16 protein-coding genes and 1 pseudogene are annotated in these 17,761 nt (G+C 66.1%); 7 read left to right on the top strand and 10 right to left on the bottom strand.

The features are described 5' to 3' along the window. The first annotated feature begins 113 nt into the window (after positions 1-113). The gene (locus MPSD_RS25030; protein WP_020785847.1) at positions 114-1,004 is read left to right on the top strand and encodes an aminodeoxychorismate lyase; all 891 of its coding nucleotides are present in this window, start codon (positions 114-116) and stop codon (positions 1,002-1,004) included. Between the two features lie 260 nt (positions 1,005-1,264). Here the strand turns inward: MPSD_RS25030 and MPSD_RS25025 are convergent, their stop codons facing one another. The 7 genes from MPSD_RS25025 to lmeA form a co-directional block, all read right to left on the bottom strand. Further along, on the bottom strand, positions 1,265-3,478 hold the full coding sequence (locus MPSD_RS25025; protein ID WP_232022668.1) for a RyR domain-containing protein: 2,214 nt from the start codon (positions 3,476-3,478) through the stop codon (positions 1,265-1,267). Positions 3,479-3,757: 279 nt separating this feature from the next. Continuing rightward, the gene (locus tag MPSD_RS25020; RefSeq protein WP_086085187.1) at positions 3,758-4,429 is read right to left on the bottom strand and encodes a heme-binding beta-barrel domain-containing protein; all 672 of its coding nucleotides are present in this window, start codon (positions 4,427-4,429) and stop codon (positions 3,758-3,760) included. A 151-nt stretch (positions 4,430-4,580) separates the two neighbouring features. Beyond that, positions 4,581-4,883, bottom strand: a complete 303-nt coding sequence (locus tag MPSD_RS25015; protein ID WP_011738766.1) for a DUF1416 domain-containing protein — start codon at positions 4,881-4,883, stop codon at positions 4,581-4,583. Position 4,884: 1 nt separating this feature from the next. Then, complete coding sequence (locus MPSD_RS25010; protein WP_086085188.1) at positions 4,885-5,727, bottom strand: sulfurtransferase; 843 nt, start codon at positions 5,725-5,727, stop codon at positions 4,885-4,887. A 37-nt stretch (positions 5,728-5,764) separates the two neighbouring features. Then, positions 5,765-6,235 carry a DUF4395 domain-containing protein gene (locus MPSD_RS25005; RefSeq protein ID WP_015357271.1) on the bottom strand — a complete coding sequence of 157 codons (471 nt, stop codon included), beginning with the start codon at positions 6,233-6,235 and terminating at the stop codon, positions 5,765-5,767. A gap of 138 nt (positions 6,236-6,373) precedes the next feature. Beyond that, positions 6,374-6,463, bottom strand: coding sequence for an Ms5788A family Cys-rich leader peptide (locus tag MPSD_RS30930; protein ID WP_369073493.1), 90 nt, complete (start codon positions 6,461-6,463; stop codon positions 6,374-6,376). A gap of 71 nt (positions 6,464-6,534) precedes the next feature. After that, entirely contained in the window at positions 6,535-7,347 is an 813-nt protein-coding gene (lmeA, locus tag MPSD_RS25000; RefSeq protein WP_086085196.1) for a mannan chain length control protein LmeA, read from the bottom strand. A 403-nt stretch (positions 7,348-7,750) separates the two neighbouring features. On the opposite strand from lmeA, the gene MPSD_RS24995 reads away from it, so the two are divergent. The 6 genes from MPSD_RS24995 (at position 7,751) to pstB (ending at position 13,479) form a co-directional block, all read left to right on the top strand. Further along, positions 7,751-8,518, top strand: coding sequence for a winged helix-turn-helix transcriptional regulator (locus MPSD_RS24995; RefSeq protein ID WP_086085189.1), 768 nt, complete (start codon positions 7,751-7,753; stop codon positions 8,516-8,518). Further along, positions 8,515-9,477 carry a mycothiol synthase gene (mshD, locus tag MPSD_RS24990; protein ID WP_086085190.1) on the top strand — a complete coding sequence of 321 codons (963 nt, stop codon included), beginning with the start codon at positions 8,515-8,517 and terminating at the stop codon, positions 9,475-9,477. Before MPSD_RS24995 ends, mshD begins: the two co-directional genes overlap by 4 nt. Positions 9,478-9,613: 136 nt before the next feature. Continuing rightward, a complete protein-coding gene (pstS, locus tag MPSD_RS24985; protein WP_020785853.1) occupies positions 9,614-10,720 on the top strand; it encodes a phosphate ABC transporter substrate-binding protein PstS in 1,107 nt (368 codons plus the stop codon). 56 nt (positions 10,721-10,776) lie between these two features. Beyond that, positions 10,777-11,796, top strand: a complete 1,020-nt coding sequence (pstC, locus tag MPSD_RS24980) for a phosphate ABC transporter permease subunit PstC (RefSeq protein WP_086085191.1) — start codon at positions 10,777-10,779, stop codon at positions 11,794-11,796. After that, positions 11,793-12,683 (top strand): phosphate ABC transporter permease PstA, encoded by an 891-nt coding sequence (gene pstA / locus MPSD_RS24975; protein ID WP_020785855.1) that lies wholly within the window; start codon positions 11,793-11,795, stop codon positions 12,681-12,683. Before pstC ends, pstA begins: the two co-directional genes overlap by 4 nt. A gap of 19 nt (positions 12,684-12,702) precedes the next feature. Continuing rightward, complete coding sequence (gene pstB, locus MPSD_RS24970; protein WP_020785856.1) at positions 12,703-13,479, top strand: phosphate ABC transporter ATP-binding protein PstB; 777 nt, start codon at positions 12,703-12,705, stop codon at positions 13,477-13,479. A gap of 34 nt (positions 13,480-13,513) precedes the next feature. On the opposite strand, the gene phoU is transcribed toward pstB, so the two are convergent. The 3 genes and pseudogenes from phoU to dusB form a co-directional block, all read right to left on the bottom strand. Beyond that, positions 13,514-14,182: a phosphate signaling complex protein PhoU gene (phoU, locus tag MPSD_RS24965; protein WP_012396392.1), complete on the bottom strand. Its 669-nt coding sequence runs from the start codon at positions 14,180-14,182 to the stop codon at positions 13,514-13,516. A 57-nt stretch (positions 14,183-14,239) separates the two neighbouring features. Further along, a pseudogene (locus tag MPSD_RS24960) lies at positions 14,240-16,364 on the bottom strand (LCP family protein). Between the two features lie 266 nt (positions 16,365-16,630). Further along, complete coding sequence (gene dusB, locus MPSD_RS24955; protein ID WP_420811822.1) at positions 16,631-17,716, bottom strand: tRNA dihydrouridine synthase DusB; 1,086 nt, start codon at positions 17,714-17,716, stop codon at positions 16,631-16,633. Between the last annotated feature and the right edge of the window lie 45 nt (positions 17,717-17,761).

The raw sequence follows: 17,761 nt of genomic DNA, 5'->3' as shown, positions 1-17,761 counted from the left end.
ATTCCAGCGTACTCCACCCCACCCGGGGTGGGGTAGACGCGATTGGCGGGCCGTCCGCTGGCGTCAGGCACTGCCGCGAGTACGCCCGCCGCGGGCCACTAGGCTGCTGGGACATGACAGGGCAGACCGGTGTTGTCGTCACGCTTGATGGGGAGATTCCCGAGCCCGGGACCCCGTTACTGCACGCCTATGATCTTGCGGCGGTCCGGGGCGACGGCGTGTTCGAGACCCTGCTGGTGCGCGACGGTGCGCCGTGTCTGGTCGAGCCGCATCTACAACGCCTGACCACCTCGGCTCGATTGATGGATCTGCCCGCACCCGATCTCGCGCGCTGGCGGCACGCGATCGACGTGGCGGCCCGGCGCTGGGTGGCATCCACCGGTGCCGAGGGATCGCTGCGCCTGATCTACAGCCGCGGCCGGGAGAGCGGTTCGGCGCCCACCGCGTACGTGATGGTCAACCCCGTACCCGAGCGCGTTGCGGCGGTCCGGCGCGCCGGCGTCGCCGCGATCACGCTTGACCGCGGACTGCCGGCCGTCGGCGCCGACGCGATGCCCTGGCTGCTGGCCGGGGCGAAGACGCTGTCCTACGCGGTCAACATGGCTGCGCTGCGTCATGCGGCCAACCAGGGCGCCGGAGACGTCATCTTCGTCAGTTCGGACGGTTACGTCCTGGAGGGGCCGCGCTCGACGGTGGTCATCGCCACCGACTGCGACGGCGGGGCCGGTGCAAATCCGTGCCTGCTCACACCCCCGCCGTGGTACCCGATCCTGCGCGGCACCACGCAACAGGCGCTGTTTGAAGTCGCCCGCGCCAAGGGCTACGACTGCGACTATCGGGCACTACGCGTCAACGATCTCGCTGACGCACACGGAATTTGGTTGGTGTCGAGCATGACCCTGGCCGCCCGCGTGCACACCCTCAACGGTCGGCGGTTGCCCCGTTCCCCGATCTCCGAGGCATTCTCCGAACTGGTTGACGCCGCCGTCGTCAGCGACCGCTGAACCCAGAAAATCTGTTGTGGGCACGCCGATGCGGGGGTACGGTCGGCCGTACACAGGGAAGGAGGTGGTCCGCGAATTGAGTACTTCATGGACATGTGAGGTGGCTACGCGCTAGCTGCATTGGCTCGGAAGAGCTGGCGTTACGCGCGCTGGCGAATCCCCCGTAGCCACCCGACCCCCGGGCTTTCGGTCTGTCCAACCGGAACTTCGCTCGGGGGCCGCTCCATTTCCGCGGAAACCCAACCCCTCGAGTTGCCGAGCTATCCGCGCTCGCCGGCCCGCGCCGCCGGATCGAACTCGCGGTACCGACGTGCGAACTCGTCGCCGGGAACCGGCCACTGTTCGCCGTCGCCGTCGCGCACCACCCAGTCGCCGTCGGCCGCGGTAGCCGGACCTTCCGGGGTGCTGATCGCCTCCCCGGCGTGCGCCGGGCGGGCTTGCACCGGCCCCTTGCGACGCCACTGTCCGTCGCCATTTTGTTCGTAGCTGGCCCGGAAAACATCGTCTCGCACCGACCACGTCTTCCCATCCGCCGCAACGGCCCAGTCGCCGGGGTCGGCGTGCCTGGTGCGCCCCGAATCCGACGTCCATGCCCAGGGCGCGTTTCGTTGTTGCGCGCTGACGGTTCCGACCCGGATAAACGGTCGCCACAGCGGACGCGACCGGTAGCCGAGCCGGCGCAGGCTCCACAGGGTGTCCGCCAAGCTGCCCAACGCGGCGTTGAGCAGATCCCGATCGCCTTCGACGACCGCCCAGTCGACGAGCCTGTCGTGGAGCTTGCGGGCGTCGTCGCGGGTGGGGCCGTAGCTCCAGCCGTTGCGGCGGTAGTAACGACACCAGTCTTCGTGCTCTGCCCGCGCCATGCTCAGCGCCGCATGGCGGTCAAAGCCCATCAGCGAAAGCTGTTCCAGTGGCGGTGATTCGGCCATCTCTTGGCTGGACAGTGGTTTGGCCGGGTTGCCCCAGGTGTTCCAGGTATGTCCGGCGATCTGTTTGACCATCCACAACGCGTTGCGTACCCGGCGCCGGGTGGACCCACGATAGAACTCGTTGAGCTCGGCCCACGGCATCGTGGCGGGTGAGCGCGATTTCGTCGGGCCGATCCCCGCGACCTTGCGTTCATGGATCAGCCGTGCCGCCCGGTCCCAAACGTCTTGGATCCTTCCCTCCCGGGTGTCGAGCACCAGGGAGTAGGACTGCTGCAATCCGACCACCTGGATCGAGTCGTCGGTGATGTTGGTGCCGAGGTCCGAGGCGTACACGGGCATCTCGGGAAAGCGGGCGGCCAGCCTGGTCCCGCGGGTCGCGGCGTCGGGACCGGCCAGAATCACCCCGCAGTTGGTGGGGTCGGCGTCGGAGATCAACCGCCACATGGTCGGCACCGTCGGCGCCTCCGAAACCGCAGTGACTGCCGGTCCGGTCGATGACCCGAATCCGGCTTGCTGACGGTAAAACTCGTGATCGCGCACGTAATCTTCGGCGTCCGTCTCGACCAGGGTAAGCGCTGGCAGCGGGGGCGCGCCGGGTGCGGTGTAGAAGTCACGCTCCAGGGCGCGGCGGGTCAGCTCGGCGCACAGCGCCAGGGTCAACTGTGAAGAGCCGCAGACGAATACGCGCGTGATCCGGCCGGTCGCCATGACCCCGTCGAGCAGCCGGCTGGCCGTCACCTCGTACTTGCCGACCACATCGGCCGCCCAACGGGTGTCGGATCCGCCGAATTGCTTGGCGCGCCAGGATTCGGCCAGCCACGGGTCATCGATACGCACGATGAGCGGCAACCGTTGCTTGTTGCCAAGCTGGGCGACTCGGCGACCGATCACATCGAGCCAGAGCAGGTTGGTCGACGGGTCGGGCGACATCAGACAAAGCCGCCCCAGGTGGCGCCACAGGCGCAACGAAGCCAGCGAGGACGGCGCGTTGAAGTCCACCAGCACGACGCGGGCGCCCTGCCGGCGAGCCCGTTGCACGTGTTCGTTGTCGGCGTTGGTGATCAGCACCAGGGTGCCGTGACGGTCCAGCGCCCGCGCCACACCGCTGAGCATGGGTTGGGTGTCGTCGTCGCCCCCCACGATCACGGTGACCGAATCGGCGAGCTTGGCCCGCAACCGGTCCACCCGGGAACGGAAGATGCCGACCACCACACCGCCCAGGCCGGTAAAGATCGCCGAGAGTGCGGCGAACCGGGCCAATTCGAGTGCGACCGGGGTGGGATTGGGGCAGGTGCGTCCGCTCAGCGAGGTATCACCGACACCGCCTTTGACCAATTGGGCGGTCCACATCAGCGGGGTGAAGACGGCCGGATGGTTGTCGTCGTGGCAGCTCCAATACGCGCTGAGTCCCAGCACGGCGCTTGCCGAAACGAGCAGCGCGATGACGGTGAACGACACCCCCACCAGCCGGTGGCTGGCACTGGACCGGAAGGTCAGCACGCTGACCGCGCCCAGCACACCCACCACGATTGCGATGGTCGCCATCGATCCCGGCCGGCCGAACCAGCTCACCGGACTCGGCAGCTGGTCCAGGATGGCGGGCTGTAACGCGACGGCGGCCAGATAGCCGATCAGGAGCAGACCGACCAGCGAGAGAACCTAACGTGCCAGCGGCGCGGCTTTCCTGCTGCGCAACATCGGCCGGCTCCCTTCGCGGCTGAGCGGCTGCTTGAAACGTGGAACAAGTACACGCAGAACCGTCGGCGAAAGGCAATAAGAAACTAGAGGTGGGGGTTGGTTTTGCCGGGCCGGCGCCGGGCGCTACTAGCCGGCGTAGCGCGACAGGCGGGCCGAAAGGTGCGGCACCAAGCCGCCGTCGGCGTCCACTCGTTCCTCGACATAGGCGAGGTCGCCGCCTTCGATGATGCCGTAGAGCCGCTTGGCGCCGCCGACCAGCACTCCGGACCGGCTTCGGGCGAGCGCGTCGGTGACCAGCTCCCAAGATGACTGGGTGAGCGGGCGGCCGTAGAACAGTTCCACGTAACCGGCCGAATGCGCCAACAGCAGCTCGATGGCCTGCGATTCGCTCGGATCGTCCTCGGGGTCGCTGACGAAGCGCCAGAAGCCGGTCTCACGCAGGCCCGGCTCCTCGTACTGCCCGTCCTCGTCGAGGCGCCATGACCGGGCTTCCCAATTCAGATAGTCGCCACCATCGTGGGAAACCACGATCTGCTGGCCGAACCGGTAGTCGCCGTGGGGTCCGCGACCCTCGCCCTCACCACGCCACACTCCGACCAGCGGCAGCAGCGCCAGCAGCGCGTCGTGCAGGTTGGCGCCGTGGCGCAGGTTTGCGGTGTCGGCGGGTAGCGGTAGGTCGTCGAACGTGGGGATATTGCGGGCGGCGGTCAACTTGGCGCGTTCCGCCGCAGCGGCGACGGCGCGATCACCCGAGCCCGCTACTGCATCCGGTCTGTCCTGGCTCGCGTCAGACGTCACGACTCGTCAGTGATAAGCCGATACAGCGCATAAAGCGCGAACCAGGAGATGACCACGGTCGCAAGGACCAGCAAGATCTCGTAGAACAGCACCACGCCGATGATTCTATTCGGCCATGCGGGTCGGCGAGTGTAGGAGGGTCCGGGGACCCTCAGGCGATCTTGACATCCACCTCGTGGATGCCCGCCCCCGACGGTCTGACCACGGCGTCACCGTTTCCGGCCTTGGACAGTGCGCGCACGGTCCACGATCCCGGCGCGGCGAAAAACCGGAAGTCGCCGGTCGCCGATGCCACGACCTCGGCGGTGAACTCGTCGGAGGAGTCCAGCAGCCGCACGAACGCGCCGCCGATGGTCTGCCCGTCGCGGTCCACGACGCGACCGGTGATCACCGTTTCCTTTTCCAGGTCGACGCTGGCGGGCAACGTCAGTCCTTGCTTGGGCGCAGTGCACATATCAATTTCCCAACTCGATCGGGGCGCCCACCAGGGAGCCGTATTCCGTCCAACTGCCGTCGTAGTTCTTTACGTTCTTATGCCCGAGCAGTTCGTGTAAGACGAACCAGGTGTGTGAGGACCGTTCCCCGATGCGGCAGTACGCAATGGTTTCCTTGGCGCCGTCGAGACCGGCATCGGCGTAGAGCTTGGCCAGCTGCTCATCGGTTCTGAAGGTGCCGTCCTCGTTGGCGGTCCTGCTCCAGGGCACGTTGATGGCGCCGGGAACGTGGCCGGGCCGCTGACTCTGCTCCTGGGGCAGGTGCGCGGGCGCGAGAATCTTGCCGGAGAATTCGTCGGGGGATCGCACGTCCACCAGGTTCTTGACGTGGATGGCCGCGATCACCTCGTCGCGGAACGCCCGGATCGAATTGTCCGGTGCCACCGCGGTGTAGGAGGTTGCCGGCCGGCTCACGGCGGCGGTGGACAAGGGGCGCCCATCGAGCTCCCACTTCTTGCGGCCGCCGTCGAGGAGCTTGACGTTCTGGTGTCCGTACAGCTTGAAGTACCAGTAGGCGTACGCGGCGAACCAGTTGTTGTTGCCGCCGTAGAGGACCACGGTGTCGTCGTTGGAGATGCCGCGGTCGGAGAGCAGTTTGGAGAACTGCTGGGCGTCGACGAAGTCGCGCTTGATCGGATCCTGCAGATCGGTGCGCCAGTCCAGCTTGATGGCACCGGCGATGTGGCCGTCATCGTATGCGCTGGCGTCCTCGTCGACTTCGACGAAGACAACGTTGGCGGCCCCGGAGTTTCCAAGATTGCTCTTAGCCCAGTCGGCGGAGACCAGGACGTCGGTGCGTGCCATGGTGTCGGTCCTTTCAGGTTATTCTGGTGAACAGCAGTTAGGCGGGGTGGGGATCGCGTCGCAGGCGTGCGGCCAGCGGGTAGAGCTCACAGCCCAAACAGATGCCGAAGGCCGCATTCAGGAAGGCAGCCACCAGTGCCAGCGCGGTCGCGACCGCGCCGACCAGGAACGGGCCGAGGGCAAAGCCGGCGACGCCGCAGACCGCGAACACCAGCCCGACGAGCTGGGCGAACTTCAGCGGGGGGACCGGCTCACGCTCCCGAACCGCCGCGATGCGAGGTGCCACGAATGCCGAAAACAGCACTCCATATGGGTGCCGGCGCGGTCCGGCGAAGGCACCGACGGCGAACGCGGTGGCCTGCAGGCCCAACACGACCGCGGCGGCGGCGGGGTTGAGGGCCGAGATGATCAGGACCACCAGCAGAACCGCGGTGGTGACCCATGCGGCGAACCGGGGTCCTCGAACGTCTACCAGCTCGACTGCGGTGCGGGTGTTGGTGCTGGACACGGACTGCTCCTAGAAATGGCTGTTGCGCGGCGATGCAGGGCACTTCGGGCGATATAGCGATATAGGGCGAAGTGGGGAGATAGGCCACGGTCAGATTCCGCGGCTGCCCCGAGTGAACTGCGTAGACGACGCAGCTACTCAGCAGCTACAGCAACAGCAACAACCCGCGATGCGGCACAGATCTACTGCGCGACGCTTGGTGAGCAGAGGCTCAAGGCGGGCTGACACGCCGGTCAGCTTACCCAATAACCCAACGACATCGTGATCGAGCCACCAGAGCGGCGCGCACGCCGCCGCGGTCACGACTGCTTGAACCCCTCGAGGGAAATCGTCACGTCGTTGGTGATGCCTTCGATGATGATGTCCGAACCCCGGGCCCCTACCGTGTTGGGGGCCACGGCGAACGGCAGCTTCTGGTTCGGCAGCCGGCTGCTGAAGGCGCGCAGCACCGCACCGAGTTTGTCGTCCGGAACGGTTTGGTCGGCGGTATCGGGGCCGGTGACGACGCGGGTTGGGGTGATGACCAGGGTCGACTGGTCCTCGGGGGCGATGGACACGTCCACCGAGACGCTGACCCGTTGATCAAAGTCGGCCGATGTCGGCGTTCCGCTGAGCACCAACCCGTGACCGTCCGATATCCCTGACTCGGTCGTGCCTCCGGCGGCGTCGTTGCTCTCCTGCGGGGGCGCCTGCACCATCAGATCGCTGATGCGGAGGTGGCGGCCCAGGTGCATCGAGTCGATGATGATGCGGCTTTCCAGCTTGTGCACCGTCATCCGCGAATTCGGCTCGATCAGCCAGGAAGCCTGGGAGAGGTCGATCGAATGCATGGTGGCTTCGAGCGTGGCCACGCCGACCACGGCGTGCTCGACGGCAATGGCCTTGATCTCCAGCTCGAAGTACCGATGCCTCATCGCTTGCGGAATGAACGGGAAGCCGAGGATGGCGACAAACGGGTCCGACCCCAGGTGCGCAGCCTTGCGTACGCTGGTCGACAGCCGGTATTCCGCGTAGATGCTGGCCCCGAAGTCGATGCCGACGGCACCGAGGATGACGATGCCCAGGACGATCGCGGTTGCAGTGAGTCCGACCAGCACCTTGCGCATCCGCATATTGTGGCCTACCGGCCGGATTGATCCGATCGGATCGTCGTGCTGGGCCGCGCCCCGGTCATGAACTGTCAGCTTGGTCACAGTTACCGGGACGGACCTGGGTGGGTCGGCCCAGGATGCGGCCGCCGGTCAGTCGAACCGCCAGGGCGCTAGCACGACCGCTAGCTGGCGGTTGTCGCTGCACGGCGGGCAAAGAGCGTGCCCTGGGCAGATCCTGGGCGGCGCAGCCCCGGGCGGCCGGCGCGACGCGCCGCGGGGCCCTCCGGCCACCCGTTTCTGCCTTGCGCAACGCCTTATCGTCGGGCCAAAGACCAGGTGGCAAGTTATCGTTAGATGTGCTGGGCGCTAACGTCACATGTCGCGATGAATCTGGGAGATGCCTTTCCCACGACGCTGGAGGGGCTTGTTGGAGTTATTACTACTAACCTCGGAGCTGTATCCCGACCCTGTGTTGCCGTCACTGTCGTTGCTTCCTCACAATGTACGGACGGCCTCAGCGGAGGCTTCTTCGCTACTGGAAGCGGGCAACGCGGATGCGGTGCTTGTTGACGCTCGCAACGATCTATCGGCGGCTCGTGGTCTTTGTCGTCTATTGAGCACGGCCGGCAGGTCGGTGCCGGTGTTGGCGGTGGTGAACGAGGGCGGCCTGGTGGCGGTTAGCGCCGACTGGGGTTTGGACGAGATCCTGCTGCCCAGCACCGGACCCGCTGAGATCGACGCCCGACTGCGTCTGGTGGTCGGCCGCCGCGGAGGTCAGGCCGATCAGGAGAGCGTCGGCAAGGTCAGCCTGGGCGAGCTGGTCATCGACGAAGGCACCTACACCGCCCGGCTGCGCGGCCGGCCCCTCGACCTCACCTATAAGGAGTTCGAACTACTGAAATACCTCGCGCAACATGCCGGTCGCGTGTTCACCCGCGCGCAGCTGCTACACGAGGTATGGGGGTACGACTTCTTCGGTGGCACCCGCACCGTCGATGTGCACGTGCGGCGCTTGCGGGCCAAACTCGGCCCCGAGCACGAGGCGTTGATCGGCACGGTACGTAACGTGGGTTACAAAGCGGTTCGACCGGCGCGCGGACGGTCAGTGGCCGTCGATGCCGACGACGAAGAGGCCGAGTCGGATCACGACGGTTACGAAGAGCCAAGGGTTGACCCGTTACGCAGTCCGTGACGGCGGGGCAATGGCGCTCGCATCTGACCGACGATCAACAGCGGCAGGTGCGTGATCTCGTCACGGTGGCAACACAAGTCGACGGGGTGGCTCCCGTGGGCGAGCAGGTGCTGCGGGAATTGGCCCAGCAGCGCACCGAGCACCTGTTGGTCGAGGATCAATCACCAGGGAAATCCGCCATCGGCTATCTGAATCTCAGTCCCGCCCATGGGGCCGATGCCGCGATGGCCGAGCTGGTGGTGCATCCGCAGGCGCGGCGGCGCGGGATCGCGACCGCAATGGTGCGTGCGGCCCTGGCGAAGACGGGCGGACGAAACCAGTTCTGGGTGCACGGCACCCTGGCACCCGCTCGGGCCACGGCGTCCGCGCTGGGGCTGACCCCGGTCCGCGAACTGGGACAGATGCGGCGGTCGCTGCGCCAGCTTCCCGAACCGGTGATCCCGAACGGACTGCAGATCCGCACGTATGCCGGAACGGAAGACGACGCCGAGTTATTGCGGGTCAACAACGCCGCCTTCGCCTATCACCCCGAACAGGGCGGATGGACCGAAGCAGACTTGGCCGAGCGCCGAGGTGAGCCATGGTTCGATCCCGCTGGCCTGTTTCTGGCCTTGGAAGGCTCCGAAGGCGCCGAGGACTCCCCAAGCGGCCAGCCCAGGCTGCTCGGCTTTCACTGGACCAAGATTCACCTCGATGATCCCGGCCTCGGCGAGGTCTATGTCCTGGGTGTCGATCCAGCCGCGCAGGGGCGCGGGCTGGGCCGCACGTTGACGATGATCGGTCTTCGCTCGTTGGCTCAGCGGTTGGGGGATCGCGATCTCGGCCACGAATCCACGGTCATGCTCTACGTGGAGTCGGACAATATCGCCGCCGTGCGGACCTATCAGGGGTTGGGCTTTTCCACCCATAGCGTCGACACGGCCTACGCCCTGGCGGCACCGGACGCGGCGTTGGCCTAGCGTCGGTGGTCGGCCCGGTTGCGTGTGCGCCGAAGGGCATACTGGCCGGGTGGGTCGGCAATCCGTCTGGGAGACGGCGAGCGCCGCCGGAAACCGTCGAGAACGCGTGCAGGAAGCGAGATTTGTGAGACTCGGCATGGTGGGCAGAGCCTTGGCGACGGTGATGGCCGCAACGACGTTTTGCGCCGGGGTGTTGACCGCGTGCGGTGGCGATGACCGCCGGGGCTCGTCGGCGAACTCCGGAGCGGTTTCGCGACGGGTGGAGTGCGGCGGCAGGAATACCTTGACCGCCGAGGGGTCCACCGCTCAGGAGGACGCCATGGCGCTGTTCAACCAGGTGTGGGGCGAGCTTTGTCAGGGTAAGAGCGTGTCCTACAAGGCCACCGGGTCCGGTGCCGGCCGCGAACAGTTCATCGCGGGGCGTGTCGATTTCGCGGGATCGGACTCACCGCTGGTCGCCGACCAGATTGGGCCGGCCGCCGACCGTTGCGGCGGCAATCCGGCCTGGGACCTGCCACTGGTTTTCGGTCCCATCGCGTTGGTGTACAACTTGCCTGGCGTCAAGACGTTGATCGTGGATGCCGATGCACTGGCCAAGACCTTCAGCGGTCTGATTCGGACCTGGGATGATCCGATCCTGCTTGGGCTCAACCCCGGTGTGGCGCTGCCCAACGCCCCGATCGCACCCGTCTATCGACAGGAATCGTCGGGGACCACCGACAACTTCCAGAAATATCTGACCGCCGCGGCGCCGCAGGGCTGGACCAACGGGGTCGGCGGGGAGTTTCGCGGTGGTGTCGGCCAGGGCGCACGCGGCTCGGCGGGGGTGATCACCGCGGTGCAGTCCACCCCGAACTCGATCGGATATGTCGAGAAGGGTTTCGCCGACAGCGCCGGCCTGCCGTTCGCGCAAATCAACAACGGCATCAGCGTCGTACCGCTGACCAACGAAACGGCCCGCAGTGCCGTCGATGCGGTGACGTTTGCCTCCAGCGGCAATGACCTGGTGCTGGAGCTGAATTCGATCTACGGGCTGCGCGACCCGGGCGCCTACCCGATCATGCTGGCCAGCTACGAGATCGTGTGCTCGAACGGATATGACGCGGAAACCGGGGCCGCGGTGAAGGCGTTCCTCGCGACCGCCGTCAACAGCGGTCAGAGCGGCCTTGCCTCGGCCGGTTACGTTCCGGTGCCCGATAATGTCAAACAGCGCCTAGTGACCGCGATCAACGCTCTGCAATGACCGCCTGAGGATCAGCGCTCGGTAGGCACAAGGGTGATGGCATCGATGGGACCGCAGTGATAGCACCTGACCCGGCCGACGTGGGTGCGGGGAAGGTCATCGCGGCACCCCTGCCGGAATCGCCGGTCATCTCCATCAATCCGTGGGGCAGCGGCAAACCGGGTTTGGCGGACCGGATATTTCGTTGGCTGGCTCAGGGCGCCGGAGTCCTGGTCGTCGCCCTGATCATCGCGATCGGCGTATTCCTGGCGTGGCGCGCGATTCCCGCACTGGCCCGCAACAAAGAAAACTTCTTGACCTACGGCGGGAATTGGGTGACCTCCGATACGTCGGCGATGCACTTCGGAATCCTCGACCTGCTCGAGGTCACGGTCTTCATCTCGCTGTTTGCGCTGATGTTGGCGATGCCGGTCGCGCTGGGCGTGGCGATCTTCCTGACTCAGTACGCGCCGCGGCGGGTTGCCGGCCCGTTGGCCTACCTGGTGGATCTGCTGGCCGCGGTGCCGTCGATCGTCTATGGCGTATGGGGTCTATACGTGCTGGCGCCGCAACTGCAACCGGCCGCTGCCTGGCTCAATCGCACCCTGGGCTGGTGTTTCCTGTTCGCCAGCGGTGATGGCCCGGTCGACGAGGGCGGCACCGTCTTCACCGGGGGGATCGTGTTGGCGGTGATGATCACCGCCGTCACCCGGGAAGTCTTCGCTCAAACTTCCCAGGACCAGATCGAGGCCGCGCTGGCGCTCGGCGCCACCCGGTGGGAGGCGGTCAAGACCACCGTGCTGCCGTTCGGGCGCTCGGGATACGTCAGCGGCGCGATCCTGGGTCTGGGCCGGGCCTTGGGTGAGACGGTCGCGCTGCTGATCATCCTGCGCGGCACCGAGCAGGCGTTCGGATGGTCGTTGTTCGACGGTGGCTCCACCTTCGCCACCAAGATTGCCGGCGCGGCCTCGGATCTCGACGACCAGTATCAGGCCGGGGCCTACCTGGCCGCGGGACTGATGCTTTTTCTGCTCACCCTCGTGGTCAACGCCATCGCCCGCACCGCGCTCATCGGTACCAGAAGGGTGCACCGATGACCTCGATGTTGGACCGGCCGGTCAAGGCGCGCACGTTCTCGGGACTGGCGCGCCGCCGTCGGCTGGTGAACAGCCTGGCGACCGTGCTGGTGGCACTGACGCCGTTGATCTGGGTACTGGGTTCGGTGATCGCCAAAGGCTTCAAGGCGGTGACTTCCAGCGCGTGGTGGACTCATTCGCAGGCGGGGATGACGGCATTCGTGGCCGGGGGCGGCGCCTATCACGCGATCGTCGGCACCGTGCTGCAGGGCTTGGTGTGTGCGGCGCTGTCCATTCCGATCGGCATTATGGTGGCGATCTACCTGGTCGAATACGACGGTGGCGGGCTGATGGGCAGGCTGGTGTCCTTCACCGTCGACATCCTGACGGGCGTGCCGTCGATCGTGGCCGCGCTGTTCCTCTACGCATTGTGGGTCGGGGTGTTGGGTTTTCCCCGTTCCGAGTTCGCGGTGTCCTTGGCGCTGGTCTTGTTGATGCTTCCGGTGATCGTGCGGGCGACCGAGGAGATGCTGCGTATCGTTCCGGTGGACCTGCGCGAGGCCGGCTATGCGCTGGGGCTACCGAAGTGGAAGACCATCGTCCGCATCGTCATTCCCACCGGGTTGTCCGGCATCATCACCGGGATCCTGTTGGCATTGGCCAGGGTGATGGGTGAGACGGCGCCGTTGCTGATCCTGGTCGGATATGCACGGACGATGAACTTTGACATCTTCAGCGGGTACATGGGCTCGTTGCCCGGCATGATGTATGACCAGACCACGATGGGTGCCGGAATGAACCCGGTACCCACGGACCGGTTGTGGGGCGCCGCGCTGACGCTGATCTTGGTGATTGCCATCATCAATATCGGGGCCAGGGTGCTCACAAGAATCCTCGTCGCCAAGTAGTCAAGGGCAGGAGCGCTAAGTGGCCAAGAGGCTAGACCTCAAGGACGTCAACATCTACTACGGGTCGTTTCACGCCGTCGCTGAGGTGTCGCTGTCGATTCTTCCCCGCAGTGTGACGGCGTTCATCGGCCCCTCCGGCTGCGGCAAGACGACGGTGCTGCGCACGCTGAACCGGATGCACGAGGTCATCCCGGGTGCCCGCGTCGAGGGCTCGGTGCTGCTTGACGACGAAAACATCTACGGTCCCGGTATCGACCCGGTGGGGGTGCGACGGGCGATCGGGATGGTCTTTCAGCGCCCCAACCCCTTTCCCGCGATGTCGATTCGCGACAACGTGGTTGCCGGCCTCAAGCTGCAGGGCGTGCGCAATCGAAAGGTGCTCGACGAAACGGCCGAGTATTCCCTGCGTGGGGCCAACTTGTGGGATGAGGTCAAAGACAGGATGGACAGGCCCGGCGGCGGGCTGTCCGGTGGGCAGCAGCAGCGGTTGTGTATCGCGCGGGCCATCGCGGTACAACCCGACGTGTTGCTGATGGACGAGCCGTGTTCGGCGCTGGATCCCATCTCCACGATGGCGATCGAGGATCTGATCAGCGAATTGAAACAGGAATACACCATCGTGATCGTCACCCACAACATGCAACAGGCCGCCCGGGTGAGCGATCAGACAGCGTTTTTCAACCTGGAAGCCGTGGGCAAACCGGGCTGCCTGATCGAAATCGACGACACCGAAAAGATCTTCTCGAACCCGCGGGAGAAGTCCACCGAGGACTACATCTCGGGCCGTTTCGGCTGACCCGGGTGGCCCCGGCCGCCACGGCCGATCGCGGTCAGCGCGAGTGGGTTGGCGATTCGTCTTCGGGGAATCTCCCGGTGGCCTGAAAGATCACTCGCCGCGCCACTTCCACGGCGTGGTCGGCGAAACGTTCGTAGAAGCGGCCCAGCAGCGTCACGTCGACGGCGGCCGCCACGCCGTACTTCCATTCTCGGTCCATCAGCACGGTGAACAGATGCCGGTGCAGATCGTCCATCGCGTCGTCTTCTTCGCGGATCCGGGCCGCCTTCTCCGGGTCGCGGGACAACACCACTTCTTGCGCACTGCTCCCCAATTCGACTGCGACCCTGCCCATTTCGGCGAAGTAGCCGTTGACCTCTTCGGGTAGCGCGTGTTGGGGATGGCGCCGGCGGGCGATCTTGGCCACGTGCAGGGCCAGGGCCCCCATCCGGTCGATGTCGGCCACCATCTGGATTGCGCTCACGATCGCCCGGAGGTCACCGGCAACCGGTGCCTGCAAGGCCAGCAGCACGAAGGCGCTCTCCTCGGCCCTTGCGCTCAGCGTCGCGATCTTCTCGTGGTCAGAGATCACCTGTTCGGCCAGCAGCAGATCGGCTTGTAACAGGGCCTGAGTCGCCCGCTCCATCGCGATGCCTGCCAGCCCACACATCTCACCGAGCCGCTCGGATAACTCCGAGAGCTGCTCATGGTAGGCCGTCCGCATGTGCTAAGCCTACGTTCTCGACCGCCTAAACGCCGCGAAGCGCCGCCCGAAGGGCGCCTACTCGCAGGTGGTGTCGGCGGCGTTGGTCACCGTTAGGTCTTCCGGCAGCTTAATCGGTGGGCTGGTGGAATTGCGGCTGATCTGCACGCTGACCGACGAGCCGCTCGGCGGGGGAGCGGTCACCGCCTTGAAGTCGGCGCCGAGCACCACCTGCACCACCTCGCCGATCCCGGTGACCCGCTCAACCTTGCTGTTGCCGAACGCGGCGGCCACCGTCGCGGCGGCTTGCTCGTTGCCAGGGGCAAAAAGCACCGTCGTGGTCTGCAACGAATTCGGGTAGTCGTCGGGTGCCATCACGTTGAAGCCGTTGCGCTTGAGCTGGCTGGCGGCGGTGGCGGCCAGACCCGTGGTCCCGGTTCCGTTGGAGACCTGCACGGTGACTTCTTGCGGCGAGGTGGTTGTCACCTGTTGGTGCTGAACCTCGTCGGCAGGACTTGCCGGCTGGCGCTGTGGGGGCCGTGGTCGGTGCCGTCGTGGTCGGCCGGTTTCCCAACGTCTGGGCGTTGTGATCGTTTTCCAGCGGCAGCGGCTCATCGTCGATGATGGCGCTGAACAGCGCCTTCATGTCGGCCGTTCGCGGGGGCTCGTCGCCGTTCTCATCGGTGATACCGGTGGGCACGGTGACGAACGTGATGTGTCCGGCCGCCATGCCCTGCAGCGACTGACCCAGCTCAACCAGATCCTTGGTCTTGACGTTGTCGACGTAGCTGTCGCCGATGAACATGTCGACCACGTTGTTGAGCTTGTTGAGGTTGAACAGGGTGTCTTCGGAAATCAGCGAACGCAGCAGCGACGACAAGAACAGCTGCTGACGTTTGATGCGGCCGTAGTCGCCGTTGCTCTCGGTGGTCACCTGGCGGGCTCGCACATAGTTCAGGGCGGTCGTCCCGTCGATCACCTGGCGTCCAGCGTGTTCGAGCACCGTGTCGATTTCGTAGTCGCGCAGCGGCGTGGTGCTGCACACCTCGACACCACCGAGCGCTTGGACCATCTTGGCGAAGCCGACGAAGTCGATGGCGATGAACCGGTTGATGCTCAACCCGGAGAGTTTTTGGATCACCTTCACCAGACACTTGGGCCCGCCGAAGGAGAACGACGAGTTCAGTTTGGTCTCGGTGTAGACCATCCGGGGACCCATCTGTCCCGTCGTCTCGTCATAGATCGGCCCGTACTTGCCGGTGTCGGGGTTCCAGGCCTCGCACTTGACGGGGGTGATCGCCAGGTCGCGGGGGAACGAGACCGCCACTACTCGTTTGCGGTTCGCCGGGATGTTGACCAGCATCACGGTGTCCGACCGCGCCCCGCCGGCGTCCTCGGTGTCACCGGCGCCGACATTCGAATTGGCGCCGGCACGGGTGTCCATGCCGACGATCAGGAAATTCTCGTCGCCGTATTGCCCGCTGGGGTTGACGATGTCGCCCGAGTGCGGGTCGAGCGCGCTCACCGTGTTGAGCCGGTTGTTTTTCGACGAACTCCATTCCCACGCCCCGCCGGTGAGCACCAGCGCCAGCACGGCGAACAGCGCCGCCAGCGACCGCCCGGCCAGCAGTATCGGGCGCCGGCGCGGCTTCGGCTCGTCCTTGCCGGGCCGGGGAGTCTTTGCGGTCGACCTGCGACGCAACCGCGGCCGCCGGGCCCGCGCCGGTGCGGCCGGCTGCTCGCCGGGCGATTCGGGGTCGGACTCGTCGTGCGGATAGTTGGCAGAACCGAGGTCGGGGAGTTCGGAGAGCAGTTGCAGCGAGTAGGCCGGGATGGCGATGACCTCGGTGTCCAGCTGCTCGTCAGCCGGCTCGTGGACCTGGTCGGCGATATCGGGGGCGGCATCCGCGGGGACTGGGTCGGGCTCGGATTCCGGTGCGCTGTGGTGGTGGGCCGGATGGGCGGGAACGGGGGCCCCGAGTTTGGCGATCAACTCGGCGACGCTGACACCGCCGTCGATGTGAGAGCCGACCTTCGGGGTGCGCTCGACGTCGTCGTGGGCTTGGCGCGGTTTCGCGCCACCGCGGGTGTCGACCGCCGCGGCGGCCTGCGCCACGTCGGCGGATCGTGTACTCGACCATCGAACGAGGTCGTCATCGACAGGTGCGGCCGAGAACCGCTCCCACGGCGCGGCGTCTCGCATTTCCTGTCGGTTTGGGGTAATCAATTCATCACCGCGGTGGGTGCCGGACGCGCGCCGATGGCCAGGAGTGGCGTCCCTCTTGCCATCACCCATGTCCTACCGGCCTCCGAAAATCGGATGAAGACATCAGCGTTGTCCGTGCGCATACCACAGCGCAGCGCCAAGGTGATGGCGCCGCGCAATGCAATAAAGCCCACATCGTACTGACATATCGGCGCACACGCGATTTCGAGAGCGTCTCAGTTCGACTGCCGAAGTCGATGGGGCTAGCCGCCGGAGTGCATGACGTCCGCGCCGTCGGGCACCCGGCAGTCATCGGGGTCATCCAGCCAACCCTCGGGAAGGGCGACTCGGGAGGGTGAACCCTGCCGGCCCCTGGGGCCGTTGGCGGCTTCGGGGAAAGCGACGCCGGGGTCCAACCGCGTCAGCAGAGAGTCGAGTTCGTCTAGGGTCTTGACCAGCGCCAATGCTCGGCGCAGGTCGGATCCGGCCGGAAATTCGTGCAGGTACCAGGCGACATGCTTGCGGATGTCGCGCATGCCCTTGTCCTCGCCGAAGTGCGCGGCCAGTAGTTCGCCGTGCCGGCGGATGATGTCGGTCACCTCGTCCAGGGTGGGGGGCGTGGGTCCCGGGTTACCGGTGAAAGCCGCCGACAATTCGGCGAACAGCCACGGCCGGCCCAGGCAGCCGCGGCCGATGACAACGCCGTCGCAACCGGTGGCGGCGATCATCGCCAGCGCATCGCTGGCGTCGTAGATGTCTCCGTTGCCGAGCACCGGGACCGTCCGCACGTGCTGCTTGAGCAGCGCGATCTGCTCCCAATCGGCCGTGCCCGAGTAGCGCTGTGCCGCGGTCCGGGCGTGCAGTGCGACCGCGGCGGCGCCCTCGGCCTCGGCGATGCGGCCGGCATCGAGGTGCGTGTGGTGCGCGTCGTCGATGCCGATGCGGAACTTGACCGTCACCGGTATGTCGGTGCCCTCGACCCCGCGCACCGCGGCGGCGACGATCTGGCCGAACAACCGTCGCTTGAACGGCAGGGCGGCCCCACCGCCACGCTTGGTCACCTTGGGGACCGGGCAGCCGAAGTTCATGTCGATGTGATCGGCCAAGCCTTCCTCGGCGATCATGCGGGCCGCAGCGTAGGTGGTGTCGGGGTCGACGGTGTAGAGCTGCAGCGACCGCGGCGATTCGTCCGGGGCGAACGTGGTCATGTGCATGGTGACCGGATGGCGCTCGACCAGAGCGCGCGCGGTCACCATCTCACAGACATACAGTCCACTGACCGTGCCGACCTTGGCCTGCTCTAGTTCACGACACAGCGTGCGAAATGCGACATTGGTCACACCAGCCATCGGCGCCAATACAACCGGGCTGGCCAGCTCGATCGGGCCGATGCG

It is taken from the genome of Mycobacterium pseudoshottsii JCM 15466 (assembly GCF_003584745.1).
Taxonomy (GTDB): domain Bacteria; phylum Actinomycetota; class Actinomycetes; order Mycobacteriales; family Mycobacteriaceae; genus Mycobacterium; species Mycobacterium marinum.
This window is presented reverse-complemented; position numbering and strand designations above follow the sequence as displayed.